This window comes from Nonomuraea sp. NPDC050153, from assembly GCF_044460125.1.
Lineage (GTDB): Bacteria > Actinomycetota > Actinomycetes > Streptosporangiales > Streptosporangiaceae > Nonomuraea.
In genome coordinates, this window is the sequence record NZ_JBITJQ010000024.1 from 45252 (window position 1) to 63176 (window position 17925).

Genomic DNA, 17925 nt, shown 5'->3' on the forward strand with positions numbered 1-17925 from the left:
GGGACCTGTCACCACTCGGCGCACAGTTGCCCGGCCGTTCTGAACGCCAGCGCCATGATCGTCAGTACGGGGTTGACCCCGCCGTTGGTGACGTGCACGGAGGCGTCGGCGACGTAGAGGTTGTCGTGGCCGTGCACCCTGCCCCACCGGTCCACGACCGACGTCCGCTCGTCGTCGCCCATCCGGCACGTGCCCGACTGGTGCTGCCCGGCGTGCAGGGTCAGGGACATCGGCGCCGACCACGCCCGGCGCGCCCCCGAGGCGAGCAGCCATTCGCGGGCCCGCTCGGCGATGAAATCCCCGGTGCGCACGCTCTCCGGATGGGTGGTGCCGGACAGGCGGGCGACGGGGATGCCCCACCGGTCGCGCACGTGAGGGTCGAGCCGCGTCCTCGCCTCCGGGCTGGGGATCTCCTGGACCGGGCCGCCCACCCGCATGACGCGGCGGTAGTTCTCCCGCATGTACCGCTTGTTGCGCGCGCCCCAGCGGGGCAGGTCCGGCGGCAGGTTCCGGGCCCAGAAGGCCAGGGGCAGCACGACGAACTCGTCCGCCAGCATCGCCCCGCCGACGAGGCCGTCGTTGTGGTGGACGAACTCGAGCGTCGCGAGCGAGACGCCGGGGCCCAGACCGTCGTACACGGGCTCGTCCATCTCGCCCAGCGCCCACGCGTAGGCGTGGCCCTGCAGGTGCCGCCCCACCTGATCGTGGTTGTTGCCCAGCCCGTACGGCTCGCGCCGGGTCGGCGAGTTCTGCAGCAGCCGAGCCGTCTCGATCGCGCCGGCCGCGCAGACCACGACCTCGGCCTCGACGACGTGGCGCGCCCCCGAGCGGTCCACCCAGCGCACGCCGGTGACGCGGCCCGACGGGTCGCATTCGATCCGTTCGGCGACGGCCTCCGGCAGCAGCCGGGCTCGGCCCGTGGCGAGCGCGCGGCTCAGCACGGTGTTGTGCGAGCCGTTCTTGGCGTCCGCCGGGCAGGCGAAGCCGACGCAGTGCCGGGAGCGGGTGCAGGCGGCCCGCCCGCCGTACGGCGCCGAGTTGATCAGCAACGGCACCGGCAGCACGTCCCAGCCGAGGGCGGCGGCCCCCCTGCGCAGGGCGCGGGCCTGCGGGCCCGCCGGAAGCGGGGACATGGGGTACGGCCTGGCACGCCGCCAGTGGCGGCCGGCCGCCGCGTGGTCGCCGCAGACGCCGATCTCCCACTCGGCGCGCTCGTAGTGGGGCTCCAGGTCGTCGTAGCCGATGGGCCAGTCGGCGAGGCTGCTGACGGCGGGCACGCCGTACGTGCTCGCCATGGTGAAGTCGGCGGGCAGGAACCGCCACGCCTGGGCCCCGTAGAGCCGCGTGCCGCCGCCGACCAGCGTGGCGTTGCCGTGGAAGCCCGGCTCGTGCGGCCGCACCACCTGCTCGCGGCCCGTCGGGTCGACGACGACGCGCGGGCCGCCCTCGTAGTCGGGCCCGGACCGGTGCGGGTAGCGGGTGAGCCGGTGGTTACGCAGATGGTCGCGGCCGATCTCCTCGAAGGTGAGGTCGCGGCCGCGCTCCAGCACGAGCACGTGCTTGCCCGCCTCGGCGAGGACCGCGGCGGCGACCCCGCCCCCGGCCCCCGACCCGATCACGACCGCGTCCACCCGCATCAGCCCCGCACCTCGAATCCAGCCACTGCCGCGTCCGCCCGCATCAGCCTCGCCTCGAATCCGGTCACGGCCGCGTCCGCCCGCGCATCAGCGTTCTGCCTCGAATCCGATCATCCGCCAGGAGACGGCGTCGCGGTTGCCGCCGTTGCCCGGGTCGCCGTAGAAGCCCTCCATGACGTGCCCGACCACCGTGTCCACGAACACCGCCGCGTCGAACGGCCACGGCACGCGGGTCTCGCCGGCCTCCAACGCCTGCAGCAGCGCCTCGCGCCGCGCGGGCGGAAGCTCGGGGAAGGCGGCGCCGTCCCGCTCGCGCGCCTCGGCCTCCACGGCGTCGAGCCCGGCGGCGTAGTACGGGCGCAGCCCGGCCAGGTCACGGTCGAACTGCCCCGCCAGGTAGTCCAGGACGCCCGCCTCGGTGCCGCTCGGGTGCTCGTCGGCGGGGACGATCGTGTCGACGACCGCGCTCAGCGTCGCGGCCTGCCTCGGGGTCACTCCGCGAAGCGGGGGGCCGGGCGCTCGCACGTGCTCTCCAGGTGGACGACCTGGCCCGGCCCGTCGATCGCCGAAAGGGCCTCCAGCACGTGGAAGGCGAAGGAGGCGTTGGCGCGGTGCGGGCCGCCCTCGATCGCGTCGGCCAGATCCCGGACGCCGAGGCCGCGGCGGGTCTGTTCCTTGGTGCCGACCGCGCCGAACAGCTCGACGACGGGCGGCAGGACCGACCAGTCCGAGTCCCCGTGCCGCCGCACCCGTACGTCGCAGTCGAAGTGGTTGGGGTTGGCCAAGGTGAGCGTCCCTTCGGTGCCGTAGACCTCGATGGCGGGCAGATCGCTGTCCCAGACGTCGAAGCTCATCAGCGTGGTGCCGATGACCCCCGAATCGAAGACGAGGACGGCGGAGGCATGCGTCGCCACCTCGACGTCGATCCGGTCCACGACGCGGTCCGGCGCGGTCACCGCGCGCACCGGCGCGCCGACGCGGGCGGCCCCCGCCACGGACCTGACCGGGCCCAGCAGGTTCACCAGTATGGCCAGATAGTACGGCCCCATGTCCAGGACGGGCCCACCGCCGGGCTGGAAGAGGAAACGCGGGTCCGGATGCCAGGTCTCGGCCTTGCTGTGCCGGATGAACGCCGACGCGCCGACGGGCTCGCCGATCAGCCCGTCGTCGAGCGCCTTGCGCGCGGTCTGGGAGGCGCTGCCCAGGAACGTGTCCGGCGCGGAGCCCAGCACGCGGCCGCCGGCCTCGGCGGCCGCCAGCACCTTCCGCGCCTCGGCGACGGTCGCGGCCAGCGGCTTCTCGACATAGACGTGCTTGCCGGACTCGAGCGCCCGGATGACGGTGCTCGCGTGGTGGGCCGGCGGCGTCAGGTTCACCAGGATGTCGATCGAGTCGTCGGCGTAGAGCTCGTCACCGTCTCCCCAGGCGGGGATGCCGTGCTCCGCGGCGGCCCGCTCTGCGCGGTCGACGTCGATGTCGCCGACGCGGACGATCTCCAGCTCCGGGTAGCGGGCCATGCCGGTGACGTACCGGCCGAAGATGTTGCCGGTGCCGAGGATGCCGATGCGGTGGTGCACGTGTTCTCCATCCTTTCGATTGCGTACGGGACCGGTGGAAGTGAACGTCCGCCCGCGCTCCGCCCTCAAGCCGGCCAGTCCGATCAGCGGACCCGATCCTCGTGTTTCGCTGGCCGAACCGGCGGGATTGATCCGCTCCCGCGGGCCGCGCATAGTGCGGGGATGAGCGGTACCGAATCGGCCGTGCCCAGCCCGGTGGTGCACATCGTCGACGACGACCACGACCTGAGACAGTCGCTCGTCTTCCTCTTCGAGAGCGTCGGGGTCCAGGCGCTCACCTATCCCGACGCCGCGACGTTCCTGGCCGAGTATGACGCCGCCGAGCCCGCCGTGCTGATCGTCGACGTGCGGATGCCCGGCTTGAGCGGGTTCGAGCTGCAGGAACGGCTGCTCGGGCTCGACTATCCCGCCCCGATCATCTTCTGCTCCGCCCATGGTGACATCGCGATGTCGGTACGGGCCCTGCGACGGGGCGCGGTCAACTTCCTCGAAAAGCCCTACAAACCGCAGCAGATGCTCGAAGTCGTCCAGGAACAGCTGCGGGAGGCCGGGCGACGCTTCCGCGAGCACGCCCACCGGCGGGTCGTCGGCGACCGGGTCGAGTCGCTCACCACGCGCGAGCGCGAGGTGCTCCGGCTGGTCGTGGACGGCCTGCCCAGCCAGCTCATCGCCCGCCGGCTCGGCACCAGCGTCAAGACCGTCGACGTGCACCGGGCCCGGATCAAGGCCAAGACCGGCGCGGAAAGCCTGGGCGCGCTGGTCCGTGACGTCCTCCAGTGCCGGATCGAGCCCTGACGATCCGGCTTCGGGCGGCTTCGGGCGGCTCAGGCGGCTCAGGCGGTGAGGCTGTGGAAGCGGCGCTGGAAGTAGACCAGGGCACCGCTGCCCAGGCGTGAGGTGACCGCGTCGATCTCGACGAAGGCCACCGTGTGCGAGCCCTGCCTGCGTTTGCCGACGATCCGCCCGACGACCGACGCGAGCGCGTCGCGCAGCACCGGCACGCCGTAGGTGCCGAAGTCCCAGGAGCCCGCGCCGAACCGCTCGGAGGTCGGCACGTTCGTCGCGCCGGCGAAGTGCATCGCCAGCTCCTCCTGGTCGGTGCCGAGCACGTTGACGCAGACCCGCCCGTTGGCCATGACGATGTCGTGCGAGCTGCTGGAGCGGTTGACGCAGACCAGCATGGTCGGCGGGGAGTCGGTGACCGAGCACGCCGCGCTCACGGTCACCCCGGCCCGGCCGTGACGGCCATCGGTGGTGACGACGTTGACGGCGGCGGACAGGTTCGCCATCGCGGCACGGAAGCCGCGCTGGGTCTCGGTCAGGTCCTGCGTGGTGGCCACGGCTGCCTCCTGACGGTGATCGGCTGACTCCGAACCTAGGCCGCGCCCGCCGGCGCCGAAATCGAGACTTTATCCGCGCCGGCTGAGGATTTCCCCTACTCGCCGGCAGGCTGCTCCGGCTCGGCGAGCGGCAGCGTGAACCCGAACCGCGACCCGCCCTCCTCCCGTTTCACCGCCCGAATCGTGCCGTGCTGGCGGGTGATGATCCGGTGGCTGAGCGCCAGGCCGATCCCGCTGCCGTGCTCCTTGGACGTGAACGACTCCGCGAACGGGTCGCGCGGCAGCCCCCGGCCCCGGTCGTCGACGGTGAAGGTGCCGTCGGGGGCGGTGGCCACGTCGATCCGCTTCGGGGCCGACGGCGACTGCCCCATCTCGTCGACGGCGTTGAAGCAGAGGTTGAGCACCACCTGGCCGGTCAGCACCCGTTCGCAGCGCACCAGGACCGGCTCGGGGGAGAGCCGTACCCGGACCTCGACCCCGAGCGGCGCCGCCCGCAGCCGCACGAAGTAGAGGCACTCCTCGACGACGTCGTTGAGGTCGGCCACCTGCTCCACCTGCTCCAGATGGCCGACGAAGGCCCGCACCGAGCTCACGATCGCCGAGGCGCGTTCGATCTGGCTGACCGCGCTGGCCACGCCCTGGGTCAGCGCGCCGGCCTCCGGCAGCCGGGCGGCGCGGTTGTGCACGCCGGCCAGGAAGTTGGCGGCCGCGGCCAGCGGCTGCCCGAGCTCGTGGGCGATCGCCATCGCCATGTCGCCCATGGCGTTGTAGCGGGCCAGGTAGTTCTCCCGGTGCAGCTCCCGGGCCCGGCGGACCTGGTCCTGAACCCGGTCGGAGACGTCGTGCAGGATCATCAGCAGCGCGGTGGTGTCCGCCTCCCGCAGCCGCTCCAGCGAGCCCTCCAGCCATACCCGCCCACCGTCGGGGCGGCTCGCCTCCAGCTGGACCGGCGTGACCGGGGTGGCGCGGGCGAGGACGTCCGCCCAGCTCGCGTCGCGCCCGTCGAGCCGTAGCCGGGCGAATGCCGTCAGGGGCCGCATCGGCCCTTCCACCTGCGCGATCATGGGGGCGCCGATCGCGGTGAGCGCGGTGTCCGTGGCGAACCTGATCTTGCCCGTCTCGTCCAGCATCAGGGCGAGGGTGGAGGTGTAGTGGGCCAGCGCGTCGACGTACGACGTGGTGAGCCGCAGCTCGCGCTCCACCCGCTGCTCCCGCTCGATGTCGCGGAACTGCACCATCACCGCCGGTCCCTGCGCGAGCTCGACCCGCACCGCGAGCGCGTCCGTCGGGATCACCCGGCCGGACTTGGCGCGGTAGTGCCACTCGATCCGGCTGGCGCCCTTCTCGACGGCGTCCTGCAGCCAGGCCCGGCCGATGACCCGGTCGTACTGCTGCGCCGAGCTGCTCATGTGATCGGCCTTGAGCGGCCGGATCTCACTCAGGGTGAACTCCAGCAGCTCGCAGGCGGCCGGGTTGGCCCACAGGATGTTCTTGGTCGCCGCGTCGTGGATGAGGACGCACATCCGGGAGGCGTTCATCATGGCCACGAAGTCCGCGGCGACGAGCTCGGGAGCTCGCGGATCTACTCGCACCGACACAGGGTAGGTCACCCGGCGGAGGGGTGGACGATGAAGATATCCCCTACGTCTAGGTGAGGAAATGACGACTGACGGGCGAGAGGGTTCTTCCTAACCTCAGATCACACCGCGAGACCCATGAGGAGCAAGGATGGCGCAGGACGATCCCGCCGCGTTCGACGCGATGCTCGCCGAGCTGGCCGAGCGTCGACAGGAGTTCCGCGAGCAGCGCTACGTCCCCAGAGACTTCGTCGACCGGCTCAAGCGGCTCGGCCTCTACCGGGCCGCGACGCCGGAGCAGTTCGGCGGCGAGACGATGCCGCCCGCCGAGTTCCTGAAGAAGATCGAGCGGATCTCGGCCGTCGACGGCTCCACCGGCTGGGTCGCGAGTTTCGGCTCCCAGCTGGTCTATCTGGGCTCGCTGCCGCTGGAGACCCAGGCCAAGCTGTACGCCGGCGGCCCCGACGTCGTCTTCGCCGGGGCGCTGTTCCCCATCCAGCGGGCCACCCCGACGGAGCGCGGCTTCCTCGTCAACGGCCGGTGGAAGTTCGCCAGCGGCTGCATGGCCGCCGACATCATCTGCGTCGGCATCCCCGGCGACGACCTGACCGCCGGCAAGCCGCGCGGGGCGCTGGTGCGCCCGGAACGCCTGGAGATCGTGCGGGACTGGGACGTCGTCGGCATGCGGGGCACCGGCTCCTTCGACCTGATCGCCGAAGACGTCGAGGTCGACCGGGAGTGGACCTTCATCCGCGGCGGGGAGCCGGTGGTCGACGAGCCGCTCTACCGCTACCCCGCGATCACCTACGCGGCCCAGTCGCTTTCCGTGGTCTCCGCCGGCGTCGCCCGCGCCGCCCTCGACTTCGCCGAGGAGGTCGGCAGCGGCCGGGGCAGCATCACCGGCGCCCCCAAGCTCGCCGACCGCGCCTACTACCGCGCCGGCATCGCCGAGGCCGAGGCCGCGCTGCGCTCCGCCCGAGCCTACTTCTACGAGGTCGCCGACGAGGCCTGGCAGGCGCTCGTCGCCGGCGGCGTGGTCAGCGACGAGCAGAACGCGCACCTGCGGCTGTCCGCCGCCCACCTCGCGCGGGCCTCGTCGGAGGTGGTCCACAAGGTCGTCTCGCTCTCCGGCACCGCCGCGATCTACCAGGACCACCCGCTGCCCGCCCTGCTCGGCGACGCTCTGGTGCCGCAGGAGCACGCCTTCCTCAGCCCGGCGATGTACGACGCCGCCGGTGCCGTCCTCATGGGCCTGCCGCCCACCGTCCCCGCCTTCCGGTGATCGGCGGCCCTCACCCCTGGCGGATCAGCGATTCGAGGAGGTCGATCCCGATCGGGATGGCCTCCTCCGCCACGTCGAAGTCCGCGCTGTGGTGGGGTCCCGGGCTGCCGGCTCCGATCATCAGGTACGCGCCCTTGCCGGCGCGCCGCTGGACGTGCCGGATGAGCAGGTTGGCGTCGTCGCTGCCGGCGAACGCCTTGGTCCTGGTCACCTCCACGACGCCGGGGTGCGCCCCGGCCACCTCCACGATGCGGTCGACCAGGTCGTCGTCGGGCGCCACGGTGGCGGATCGGCCCGTCACCGCCAGCGCCGCCTCGACGTCCTGCGTGCGGGCGGCGCCCTCCACGATGGACCGGATCCGGTCGACCAGCTCGTCCACGATCTCGTCGTCGGTGGCGCGTGCCTCGCAGGTCATCACCGCCGAGGACGGGACGATGTTCACGCCCTCACCGGCGACGAGCGTGCCGACGTTGAGCCTGGTGTCCGCGGACCGGTAGCGCGGGATGGCCATGATCGCCAGGGCGGCCATGGCGGCGGCGAGCAGCGCGTTGCGCCCCGACTCGGGCGCGCCGGCGGCATGGGAGGCCCGGCCCGTGAAGTCGGCCTTCAGCTTGCGGGTGGCCATGCCACCGGTGAAGCTGCCCACCACGTGGCCGACGTCCAGGTCGCCGGCCATGTGCGCGGCGAGCATGATGTCGATGCCGTCGGCCACGCCGGCGTCGATCATCGTCTGCGCTCCGCGCACCCCCTCTTCGGCGGGCTGGAACAGCACCCTCAGCGAGCCCGCGAAGTCGCGGTCGGCCAGGCGGTGCAGCAGGCCCACGCCGATGGTGGCGTTCGCGTCGTGGCCGCACGCGTGCATCGCGCCGTTCACCGCCGCGAAGCCGTTCGCGGCCGGGAAATGGGCCGGATCGGCGGACTCCCGGACCGGCAGCGCGTCGATGTCGGCGCGCAGGCCCCAGCGCGGCCCCGGCCGGACGCCGGCCAGGTCGACGACCAGCGCGGTGCCGTTCTCCCTGAAATACCTGGCCTTTTCCGGTGGGATGCCGGAATCGACGGCGCGGGCCGCCCATTCGTCGAGCGTGCGCGGCGAGGGATAGTTCACGACGGGGGAGAGGTCGTGGGCGTCTTTTCCGGTCAGGACGGTCACCGGCAGGTCTTCGACGGCCCGCGCTATCCGGGCCGCCGTCCCGATCTCCACGAACGCGGGTTCCGGATTGCGATGCAGTTCTCGCCGGAATGCCCTGAGCTCCTCGATGTCCACACGACCTCTTTCTCTGCGCGATGATCAACGGCCGGGCGGTCGTTCCGCTCAGGCTAGGAAAGACGCCGCGAATGGGCGTCGATCGGCGTTGATCCCGCATGAAACATCGGTTTTTCGGGCGGAGCCCGCACGAAGCTGGTCATCGAACACCGGCTGGCCGCCGACGGGCACGTAGCGCAGGCGTCGGCTGTCGAGATCGAGAATGTAACCCGTGCGCTTGGCGATCCTCGGCACGATCCACCTGTCCTTGACCAGCAGCTTCGGGAACAACGACGACAGCCGGCCCTCGATCTCGTCCAGCTCCTGCAGGTTGCGCAGCCACAGGAAGACCGCGAGGTTGGCCTCACCGGTCACCGAGGCGCACATCCGCACGTGGCAGAGCAGCCGGAGCGAGGCGATGAGGCGTTCCAGGTCGGGGTGTTTGACGTCGAGCCACAGCACCGCCGCCGCCGACCAGCCCAGGAGGGTGTGCGCGAAGTCCACGCGCCATCTGACCCAGTCCGCCGCGAGCAGCGCGTCGATGTCCCGGGAGATGACCGAGATCGAACGGCCCAGCTCCCGCTGCATGTCGGCGGCGGTGCGGCGCACGTCCGTGCTGAGGGCCGTGATGACGTCGAGGTGGGCGGGCTTGCGGTGGTCGGGCGGCTCGGACGGCCGGAGCAGGTGCAGCGCGCGGGCCTGCTCGTCCGAGAGCACGTTGAGCCGCCAGCCCGACCCTTCCAGGAAGATCCTGCGCAGGTAGTGGGTACGGGTGCCGACGATGCCGGGGACGCCGGCGATGTGCTCGTCGATGTAGCGGTCCATGGCGAGTAGGGTGCGCATCGAGATCATGACATAGAGGTCGCGGGCGCCCGACGTGCAGTGCACGCTGATGACGGGGCCCTGCCGGCTGAGCTCGGCGATCACGTCGCCCCGCAGGCCGGGCGCGCATCGGATCTCGACCAGAGCCGAGATCTCCTGCTGGCCGGTGCGGGGCACGCACTCGAAGCAGCTCGTCCACACCTGCCGCTGCCGGGTGAGGGCCGACCAGCGGCGCGAGATCGTCGAAGGGTCGACCCGGAGAATCCTGCCGAGCTGGACCCACGGGACCCGGGGGTGGATCTGGAGCGCGTTGATGATCTGAAAGTCCAGCCCGTCGACCATGCGCTCATCCTGCGGGCAAAGGCCCGATCCGCCCATAATCGTGTACCGCCTGCCGGACCGCCGCGTAAGATCGGTTCGGCGGCCGGGATGGGGCACGCTCGCGTGCAGGCGGCCGTAACGCGAAGGAAACCGCCGGCGAAGCCCGCGGGAAGGATCGTGCGCCCGGGCCGCGATATCGCGCAATTCCGTGCGCTCTGCGTCTCGAAAGACCTGAGATCGGCAGGCGACACCTAGGCTCGGCGCCATTCATTCTCGCGAGTGCGCTGGAGGATCAGTGTTTCGCAATTCCATTCTCGCGATGGTGCTCGTGGCGGGCCTGGCCGGATGCGGCGTCGCCGAGGGGGCAACCGACACCATCAACATGTCGCTGAACACCGATCCGGCGACCTTCGACCCGGCGCTGGCCAAGGGCGGCGACGATTTCACCGTGGCCCGGCTGCTGTTCGACACGCTGGTGCGCAAGGACTCGGGCAACGCCCTCGTGGGCGGCATCGCGTCCGCGTGGCGCGCGCAGGACGCGGCGCACTACACGTTCACCATCCGCGGGGGACTGACCTGTTCGGACGGCACGCCGATGACGGCGTCGGCGGTGGCCGCCTCGCTGACGCGGTTCGCGGCGAAGGAGACGGGCTCCTCGGGCCGTACGCTGGCGCTGGGGTCGGGCACCGCGACGTTCACCGCCGACGACAAGGCGGGCACGGTGCAGGCCGCCCTGTCCGTCCCGTGGTCCGACTTCCTCACCGGACTGACCCTGCCGCAGGCCGGGATCGTGTGCCCGGCGGGCCTGAGCGACCTCAAGGGACTCGCCGCGGGGAAGGCCGCGGGAGCGTTCTCCGGCCCCTACACGCTGACCTCGTCCCAGCCGGCGGTGTCCTACCAGCTGACGCTGCGCGACGGCTACGCGGCCTGGCCGGCGTTCGCCAAGCCCCTGGAGGGCGTGCCCGCCAAGCAGCTGAACCTCACCCCGATCACCGACTACGCCACGATCGCCACCCAGCTGCTGGCCGGCAGCCTGGACGTCGGCGTGGTCGCCGACGAGAACGTGGCCCGGTTCGACGGCAACACCCGCTTCTCCACGTCGAGCGCCTCCAACACCACCACATACCTGCTGTTCAACGAGCGTCCGGGAACGGCGTTCGCCGACCGGGCCGACCTGCGTACCGCGGTGGCCCAGGCCGTCGATCAGCAGACGTTCAGCGACATCATCAGCGGCAAGCGGGGCAGCACGACCCTGTCCGTCGGATCGGCCAAGCTCCCCTGCGTCAACACCGACCGGTCGCTGCTGACCCCCCAGGACTCCGCCGCCGCCGCGAAGAAGCTGGCCGGGGTCCGCATCCGCCTCGTCGGCACGACCCTGCTGCAGGGCGGCAACGACTACATCGGCGAGGCGCTGCGCAACGCCGGCGCGACCGTCACCGTCAACTCCCTCGACAACGCCAACTGGGCCACGCTGACCACGGCCGGCGGCTCGGACTGGGACATCAACGTCCAGGGCGACAACAACCAGCTGGGCACCCTCACCTCCTCCCTGCTGCGGGTGATGGGCCCGGTGACCGAGAAGGGCGGCCGCAACAAGACGGGATCGGTCAACGACCAGGGGTACGGCTTCGTCACCCAGGCCATGAGCGCGATCGACAACGGCGGGCGCTGTGCCGCCCTCCAGTCCGCGCAGAAGTCGTTCCTCCAGCGGGTCGACGCGATCCCGCTGTCGACCCTGCCCTCCACCACCGTCGTCGCCGGCGGATTCGCCATCCGCACCTTCGACGACTACCTCGACCCCGCCACCCTCCGCATCCTCAAGTAGCCGCCATGACTTCTCTTTCCACGCCTGGTCCGGCCGCCCGGTCGCGGAGCTCCTCCGCCTGGCCCGGTTTCGCCGTACGACGGCTCACCAGCCTGGTCGTGATCTTCATCGCGCTGCTGGTCGTGTCGTTCCTCATCGTCCAGCTCATTCCCGGTGACCCGGCGGTCGGCGTCGCCGGGGCCAACGCGGATCTCGCCGACGTCCAGCGCGTCCGCGCCGAGCTGGGGCTCGACCGCCCGATCTGGGAACGGTTCCTCGTCTACACGGGCGGCGTCTTCTCCGGGGACCTCGGCACGTCGTTCATGTACCGGCAGCCGGTGGAGACGATCATCATGAACCGTCTCCCCTTCACCGCCACCATCGCGGTGACGGGAATCGTCGTCGTCCTGCTGGTCGCCGTCCCGCTCGGCATGGTCATCGGCGTGCTCACGCGCGGCGGCCGGCGCAGGTGGCTGGACGTCGCCTTCGGGGTGGTCACCGGCTTCCTCGACTCGATCCCCGGCTACATCATGGCCTCGTTCCTGGTCGTGATGTTCGCCCTCGGCATCGGGCTGGTGCCGCTCTTCCCGCCGGCCTACGCGCCCCGGTTCGGGGCCGCGTCGTTCGTCCTGCCGGTCGCGGCGATCGTGATCGGCCCGATCTGCACCATCTCCCGGGTCGTCCGCCGCGAGACGGCGGTCGTGCTGGACACCGACTACATGCGTACGGCCCGCGGCTGGCGGCTGCCCGCCTTCCGGCGCCACGTCCGGTGGGCGTTGCCGAACCTGCTCACCACCACGCTCACCCTGAGCGGACTGATCCTGACCGGCATGATCGGCGGCGCGATCATCATCGAGTCGGTGTTCGCGCTGCCCGGCCTGGGCAGCGGCATCATCAAGGCCATCCTCGACCGCGACTATCCGGTCATCCAGGGCATGGTTCTCGTCATCGGCATGATCGCGGCGCTCGTCAACCTCCTCGTCGACGTCCTGCTCGGGCTGATCGACCAGCGGACCCTCGGGGGATCGCATGTCTCCGCGTAGTCGCTCCCGCCGCCGCAACCCCGGGCTCGTGCTCGGCCTGGCCGTGCTGGGCGGCATCGTGCTGATCGCCGTGCTGGCCCCGATCCTGTTCACGGACCGGGCGGCCGTGCTGGGCCCGCGCTTCGCCCCGCCCTCGTCCGGACACTGGCTCGGCACCGACGCGGCCGGCCACGACGTCCTGCTGCGCAGCCTGGTCGCCACCCGCCTCACCCTGCTGATGACCGCGGGCGCGACGGCCATGTCGGTCGTCTTCGGCGTCGTCCTGGGCACCGGCGTCTGGCTCGTACGGCCCCGCGTCAGGGAGGTCTGCCTGCGCGTCATCGACGCGATGGTGGCCTTCCCCGGGCTCCTCCTCGCGCTCGTCGTGGCGGCCGTCCTCGGCGCGGGCGGCTCCTCGGCGGTGATCGCCATCGGCCTGTCCGGCATCCCCTACTTCGCGCGACTCACCGCGAATCTCGCCGCGAAGGTGTCACAGCAGGAGTACGTGTCCACCGCGGGCCTCCTGGGCGTGAGCCGCGCCCGCGTCGCGACCAGGCACATGCTGCCGAACATGGCCGAGCCGCTGCTCGTGTTGTCGGCGTCGACGTTCGCGGCCACGCTGACGGCCATCTCCGCGCTGTCGTTCGTGGGCCTCGGCGTCCAGTCGCCCGCCTACGACTGGGGCAAGCTCCTGAACGAGGCCCTGCCCTCGCTCCTGGCGGACCGGCCCTTCCAGATGGCGGGCCCGGCGTTCCTCATCGTCCTGACCGGGCTGGGGGCGGTCCTGGTCGGCGACGGCCTCGCGGCGGCGGCGAACCCGCGGGGACACACGGCGCCGGGGCGGAGCGGAACACCTCCGGCCGCGGCGGAGGCGGCGAGCGAGCAGCTGGCCGACGTCCGCGACCTGTGGATCCACGCCGGTGACACGCCGCTGGTCAAGGGCATCTCCTTCGGCATCGGACGGGGCGAGATCGTCGGCATCGTGGGCGAGAGCGGCTCGGGCAAGACCCTCACCGCGATGTCGCTCGCGCGACTGCTGCCGGACGGCCTGACCTCGACGGCGACCCGCATGGCGGTCGGCGACCTGGACCTGCGCCGGCCCGTCCCACCGGCTCTCATGGCGGAGACCGTCAGCCTGATCTACCAGGACCCGGGCTCGACGTTCAACCCCGCGCTCCGCATGGGCACCCAGCTCACGGAGGTGCTGCGCACCCACAAGCGCCTCAGCGGGCGAGAGGCCGGACAGCGCATCCTCGACGCCCTCCGGACGGTCCACCTGACCAGGCCCGAGCAGTGCATGAGGCAACATCCGCACGAGCTCTCGGGCGGCATGCGGCAACGGGCGATGATCGCCGCCGCGCTGGCCGTCGAGCCGCGCCTGATCATCGCGGACGAGCCGACCACGGCCCTGGACGTCACCGTCCAGGCGGAGATCCTGCGCGAGCTCAAGCGCGTCAACAGCGAGTTCGGTGCCTCGATCATGTTCATCTCGCACGACATCGGGGTGGTCCGCGCGCTGTGCGACCGCGTCGTCGTGATGTACCGCGGCGAGATCGTCGAGGAAATCGCCGCCGGGGACCTCGCCGTGGAGACGGTCCGCCACCCGTACACGCGGTCCCTCCTGGAGGCCACCCCGACCATCGACGAGTCGTGGACCCCGCCGCGCACGAAGGAGCACTCGCATGGATGACGCGATGGCCGTCGAGGTCCGCGACCTCGAAGTGGGCTACGGGTGGGGCAAGAACGCGACGCGCATCCTGCACGGCATCACCATGGACGTCGCCCGGGGCCGTACGGTCGGCATCGTCGGGGAGTCCGGATCGGGCAAGTCGACGCTGGCCAAGGCGCTGGTCGGGCTCGTCCGGCCGACCTCCGGGAGCGTCAGGATCGGCGGCGTCCCCATCTCCTCCGCGCGGGGCGCGGGTCGCCGGGCGCTGCGGCGCAAGGTCCAGATGATCCCCCAGGACCCGTACTCGTCGCTCGACCCCCGTCGCACGATCGGCGAGGCGCTCGCCGAGGCCGTGGACCCGCGCCGGGCGGACGTGCGGCGGCACCGGGACGAGATCGTCCAGTGGCTCGACGCCGTCAGGATGCCGGCCGACACCATCGACCGCTTTCCCCACGAGTGCTCCGGCGGGCAGCGGCAGCGGGTCGCGATCGCCCGCGGCCTGATGATCCGGCCCGAGGTGGTGATCGCCGACGAGATCACCTCCGCGCTCGACGTCTCGGTGCAGGCGGAGATCCTCAACCTCCTGGCCAGGCTGCGCCGCGAACTCAACCTGACCATGGTCTTCATCTCGCACAACCTCGCCGTCGTCCGGCACGTGAGCGACGAGGTCGTGGTGCTCTACCACGGCGACGTCGTCGAGCACGCCCCGGCCGCGGACCTCTACCGGCGCCCGCGGCACGAGTACACCAGGACCCTGCTCGACTCGGTCCCGGGCGCCCCAGGCTTCGACATCGAACCCCGTCAGAAGGACTCCGCTTGACCAGCCATCGAAACCTCCGGCTCACCAACGTCAGGATCGTCAACGGCACCGGGGCGCCGCCCGTCGAGGACGGTGTCCTCGACGTGACCCCGGACGGCGCCATCGGGTTCGCCGGACCGGCGGCCGAGGCCCCGGACGTCCAGGGCGCGGACGTACGCGACCTGCGCGGCAGGACGATCCTGCCCGGATTCATCGACTGCCACGTGCATACGGGTTTCGCCCTGACGAACGGCCCGTTCCACGCCCTCCAGAACGATCCGGCCCTGACCGTCCTCGAGTCCGCCGCGCGGCTCCGGGCGACGCTCGAGGCCGGCGTCACCAGCGCGCGCGACCTCGGCGGGCTGTCCTCGGGCTTCCGCGAGGCGATCGACCGCAGGCTGATCCCGGGTCCGCGGCTGAAGCTGGCGGTGAGCCCGATCAGCCACACCGCCGGGCACGGGGACATGCACCTGCCCGGCGGAACGATCACGCCCACCGCGCCCGAGCTGATCGAGATCGCCGACACCGTCGACGAGGTCCGCAAGGCCACCCGCCGGGTGCTCCGCCAGGGAGCCGACCTCATCAAGATCTGCACGACCGGCGGCATGGGCAGCAGGCACGACCACCCCGACGACGAGGGCCTGCGCCTGGACGAGGTGCGGGCCATCGCCGACGAGCTCGACCGGCACGGCGGCCGGCCCATCGCCGCGCACGCGCAGGGCCGCAAGGGGATCCTGACCGCCCTCCGGGGCGGGGTGACCAGCGTCGAGCACGGGTACGGCATCGACGACGAGGGCCTCGACCTCCTGGAGGAACGCGGCGCCTTCCTCGTCCCGACGCTGTCGACCGTGTTCGCGATCGACAAGAAGACGATGCAGCCGTACCACTACGCCAAGAAGGTGAAGTGGTCCGAGATCACCAAGACGAACATCGGCCACGCGATAGCGCGCGGAGCCAAGATCGCGCTGGGCACGGACGCCGGAGTCTGCCCGCACGGGCAGAACCTGCGGGAGCTCGGGCATCTCGTCGAGCTCGGCATGTCCCCCATGGACGCCATCGTCGCCGGGACCCGGACCGCGTCCGAGCTGCTGGGCACCTCCCACGAGGTGGGCACGCTGGAGGCGGGCAAGCTCGCCGACCTCGTGATCACCGACGCCGACCCGCTGCGGGACATCCACGCCCTGGCCGATCCCGCGCACATCGAGATCGTGATGAAAGCAGGCACCATCGTGAAGGACCTCACGGCACGACCGGCAACGGCCTGATCGAGACCGGCGTCATCCGCCGCCCGCCACCGGCCCTCACCCGACCGCAGGGCGAGGGCCGCGGACATACCCGCCACGACCTCACGCGCAAGAATCGCCGCCCCGCTGCGCACCGCGACGCCGACGCCGCGGGCGGGCCTGGAGCCGGCCACCACCCTCACGGACCGCGAGAGCACCGCTCCGGTGGAACAACCCCACGGCTGAGGGCGGGACGCTTCGCCGCGCGAAGCGTCCCGCCGCGAGCCGTCAGGCCGGGTAGTCCTTGGGGTTGATCTGCGTGGTCTGCGCGTTGCCGCCCCTGACCTGGTGGAGGGTCAGGGTCCAGATGCTGTACGAGGTGGCGGTCGTGACGAACTTCAACCGGTCCTTGAACCGCTGGTAGCTGGCGCCCACGGCGAACCTCCGCTTGCTGACGCTGAAGCGGGAGCCGGTGGTGAAGTAGATCCGGTACGTGCCGTCCCGGACGTCCTTGATGCTGGCCGACGACTTCGCGCGGACGTAGATGCTGATCGCCTTGGTCCTGCCCTTGACGAGGGTGACGACGCCGTCCCTCGGGGTGCCGTTCTTGATCTTGAGGGTGCCGCGGCCGCCGCTGTAGCGGTCGTAGAGGATTCGGCCGTTGCTCGGGCGTGCGGCGGCCTGCTGCGACGCCAGGGCGACGGACTCCGTGCCGGTCACGGCGGTGGCGCCGGCCGGGGAAGAGGTCAGCAGGCCGCCGGTCAGCGCGACGGCGACGACACCGGCACGCAGGGCGGTTCCTTCAAGAGGTCTCTTCACGTGGAACATCTCCTTGGGGGGCACATGGTCACGGCCACCGACAAACATAGAAGAAATCGGGTGGATCGCGTACCGGTTATCTCCCAGGAGGTCGTACTCGTCACCGGCCGTTCTTCACGAAGTAACGCGGGTCGCCGGACAGCTCGCGCCCCCGGCGTAGCCGGCCGTCCTGACGCGTTCGCGTGCGCGCCATGGTCCTTGAGCAGCAGGCGCGCGAACCGTTGCGAGGTGAGGCGCGGATCGTGCTCGGCGATCACTTCGGGCGCCGCTCAGGTGCCGGCCCGTGTTCCCACGAAGATCGCACCGGCCGTGTGCAGGCTGGTCAGCAGGGTCCAGTCGTCGGCCGGGTCGAGCCAGACCTGGAGTTCGGCGGGCCCCGACGGCCTCGGCAGCGCGCCGGCGGGCTCGTAGAAGGTCGAGACGAGGACCAGGGGGACCGGCGCCTCCCACCGGGCGGGCGCCGGTGGCTCGTGCCGCGCGCCGAGCACGACGGCGCGCTCCGCCTCGCCGCAGGCGTCGAGCCGCGGCCCGGCCGCGAGCTCGGCCTGCACCCTGACCTGCAGGTCCAGGGCGAGCCGGACCCGCGCCGTGGCGCGCTCGCCGTCGGTGGCGAGCGCGGCGTAGCCGGGGATGAGCATGCCGACCAGCTCGGCGGCATCGTCGGCGTAGCCGCGGTAGGTCCCGCCCGCGTAGATCATTTCATGGCGGTACGGCCGGCCGTCGCCGTTGACCGGAGCGGCCGGGGGCGGCTCCATCGCCGAGGTGTTACGGATGATCACGGTCACCGGCC

Annotated in this window: 16 protein-coding genes; 7 read left to right on the forward strand and 9 right to left on the reverse strand. The window is 71.6% G+C overall.

The window, feature by feature from the left end:
* Window positions 1-8 precede the first annotated feature (8 nt).
* The 3 genes from ACIBQ1_RS41235 to ACIBQ1_RS41245 all read right to left on the reverse strand — a co-directional run bounded on the left by ACIBQ1_RS41235 (window position 9) and on the right by ACIBQ1_RS41245 (window position 3214).
* A complete protein-coding gene (locus ACIBQ1_RS41235) occupies window positions 9-1637 on the reverse strand; it encodes a GMC oxidoreductase (protein WP_397285744.1) in 1629 nt (542 codons plus the stop codon).
* Between the two features lie 87 nt (window positions 1638-1724).
* Window positions 1725-2132 (reverse strand): gluconate 2-dehydrogenase subunit 3 family protein, encoded by a 408-nt coding sequence (locus ACIBQ1_RS41240; RefSeq protein ID WP_397285745.1) that lies wholly within the window; start codon window positions 2130-2132, stop codon window positions 1725-1727.
* Window positions 2129-3214: a Gfo/Idh/MocA family protein gene (locus ACIBQ1_RS41245; protein ID WP_397285747.1), complete on the reverse strand. Its 1086-nt coding sequence runs from the start codon at window positions 3212-3214 to the stop codon at window positions 2129-2131. The genes ACIBQ1_RS41240 and ACIBQ1_RS41245 overlap by 4 nt, the downstream gene beginning before the upstream one ends.
* A 162-nt stretch (window positions 3215-3376) precedes the next feature.
* Between ACIBQ1_RS41245 and ACIBQ1_RS41250 the strand changes: the two genes are divergently transcribed.
* A complete protein-coding gene (locus ACIBQ1_RS41250; protein ID WP_397285749.1) occupies window positions 3377-4009 on the forward strand; it encodes a response regulator transcription factor in 633 nt (210 codons plus the stop codon).
* Between the two features lie 38 nt (window positions 4010-4047).
* Here ACIBQ1_RS41250 and ACIBQ1_RS41255 read toward each other — a convergent pair whose 3' ends face one another.
* Together ACIBQ1_RS41255 and ACIBQ1_RS41260 are read right to left on the reverse strand one after the other, a co-directional pair.
* Window positions 4048-4554 carry a flavin reductase gene (locus tag ACIBQ1_RS41255; protein WP_397285751.1) on the reverse strand — a complete coding sequence of 169 codons (507 nt, stop codon included), beginning with the start codon at window positions 4552-4554 and terminating at the stop codon, window positions 4048-4050.
* Window positions 4555-4649: 95 nt separating this feature from the next.
* Complete coding sequence (locus ACIBQ1_RS41260; protein WP_397285753.1) at window positions 4650-6146, reverse strand: ATP-binding protein; 1497 nt, start codon at window positions 6144-6146, stop codon at window positions 4650-4652.
* Window positions 6147-6282: 136 nt separating this feature from the next.
* Between ACIBQ1_RS41260 and ACIBQ1_RS41265 the strand changes: the two genes are divergently transcribed.
* Window positions 6283-7413 carry an acyl-CoA dehydrogenase family protein gene (locus ACIBQ1_RS41265; protein ID WP_397285755.1) on the forward strand — a complete coding sequence of 377 codons (1131 nt, stop codon included), beginning with the start codon at window positions 6283-6285 and terminating at the stop codon, window positions 7411-7413.
* A gap of 10 nt (window positions 7414-7423) precedes the next feature.
* Here ACIBQ1_RS41265 and ACIBQ1_RS41270 read toward each other — a convergent pair whose 3' ends face one another.
* Complete coding sequence (locus ACIBQ1_RS41270) at window positions 7424-8677, reverse strand: amidohydrolase (RefSeq protein ID WP_397285757.1); 1254 nt, start codon at window positions 8675-8677, stop codon at window positions 7424-7426.
* A gap of 48 nt (window positions 8678-8725) precedes the next feature.
* Window positions 8726-9820, reverse strand: coding sequence for an Lrp/AsnC ligand binding domain-containing protein (locus tag ACIBQ1_RS41275; RefSeq protein WP_397285759.1), 1095 nt, complete (start codon window positions 9818-9820; stop codon window positions 8726-8728).
* Between the two features lie 274 nt (window positions 9821-10094).
* Here ACIBQ1_RS41275 and ACIBQ1_RS41280 point away from each other — a divergent pair, with 274 nt between their 5' ends.
* The 5 genes from ACIBQ1_RS41280 to ACIBQ1_RS41300 are packed head-to-tail and all read left to right on the forward strand — an operon-like array spanning window position 10095 to window position 16358.
* Entirely contained in the window at window positions 10095-11624 is a 1530-nt protein-coding gene (locus ACIBQ1_RS41280; RefSeq protein WP_397285761.1) for an ABC transporter substrate-binding protein, read from the forward strand.
* 5 nt (window positions 11625-11629) lie between these two features.
* Window positions 11630-12646: an ABC transporter permease gene (locus ACIBQ1_RS41285; RefSeq protein ID WP_397285763.1), complete on the forward strand. Its 1017-nt coding sequence runs from the start codon at window positions 11630-11632 to the stop codon at window positions 12644-12646.
* The gene (locus ACIBQ1_RS41290; protein ID WP_397285765.1) at window positions 12633-14315 is read left to right on the forward strand and encodes a dipeptide/oligopeptide/nickel ABC transporter permease/ATP-binding protein; all 1683 of its coding nucleotides are present in this window, start codon (window positions 12633-12635) and stop codon (window positions 14313-14315) included. Before ACIBQ1_RS41285 ends, ACIBQ1_RS41290 begins: the two co-directional genes overlap by 14 nt.
* On the forward strand, window positions 14308-15114 hold the full coding sequence (locus ACIBQ1_RS41295) for an ABC transporter ATP-binding protein (protein WP_397285767.1): 807 nt from the start codon (window positions 14308-14310) through the stop codon (window positions 15112-15114). Before ACIBQ1_RS41290 ends, ACIBQ1_RS41295 begins: the two co-directional genes overlap by 8 nt.
* On the forward strand, window positions 15111-16358 hold the full coding sequence (locus ACIBQ1_RS41300; RefSeq protein ID WP_397285769.1) for an amidohydrolase family protein: 1248 nt from the start codon (window positions 15111-15113) through the stop codon (window positions 16356-16358). The genes ACIBQ1_RS41295 and ACIBQ1_RS41300 overlap by 4 nt, the downstream gene beginning before the upstream one ends.
* Before the next feature lie 246 nt (window positions 16359-16604).
* Here ACIBQ1_RS41300 and ACIBQ1_RS41305 read toward each other — a convergent pair whose 3' ends face one another.
* Together ACIBQ1_RS41305 and ACIBQ1_RS41310 are read right to left on the reverse strand one after the other, a co-directional pair.
* Complete coding sequence (locus tag ACIBQ1_RS41305) at window positions 16605-17135, reverse strand: hypothetical protein (RefSeq protein ID WP_397285770.1); 531 nt, start codon at window positions 17133-17135, stop codon at window positions 16605-16607.
* Between the two features lie 269 nt (window positions 17136-17404).
* On the reverse strand, window positions 17405-17920 hold the full coding sequence (locus tag ACIBQ1_RS41310; protein ID WP_397285771.1) for a hypothetical protein: 516 nt from the start codon (window positions 17918-17920) through the stop codon (window positions 17405-17407).
* Between the last annotated feature and the right edge of the window lie 5 nt (window positions 17921-17925).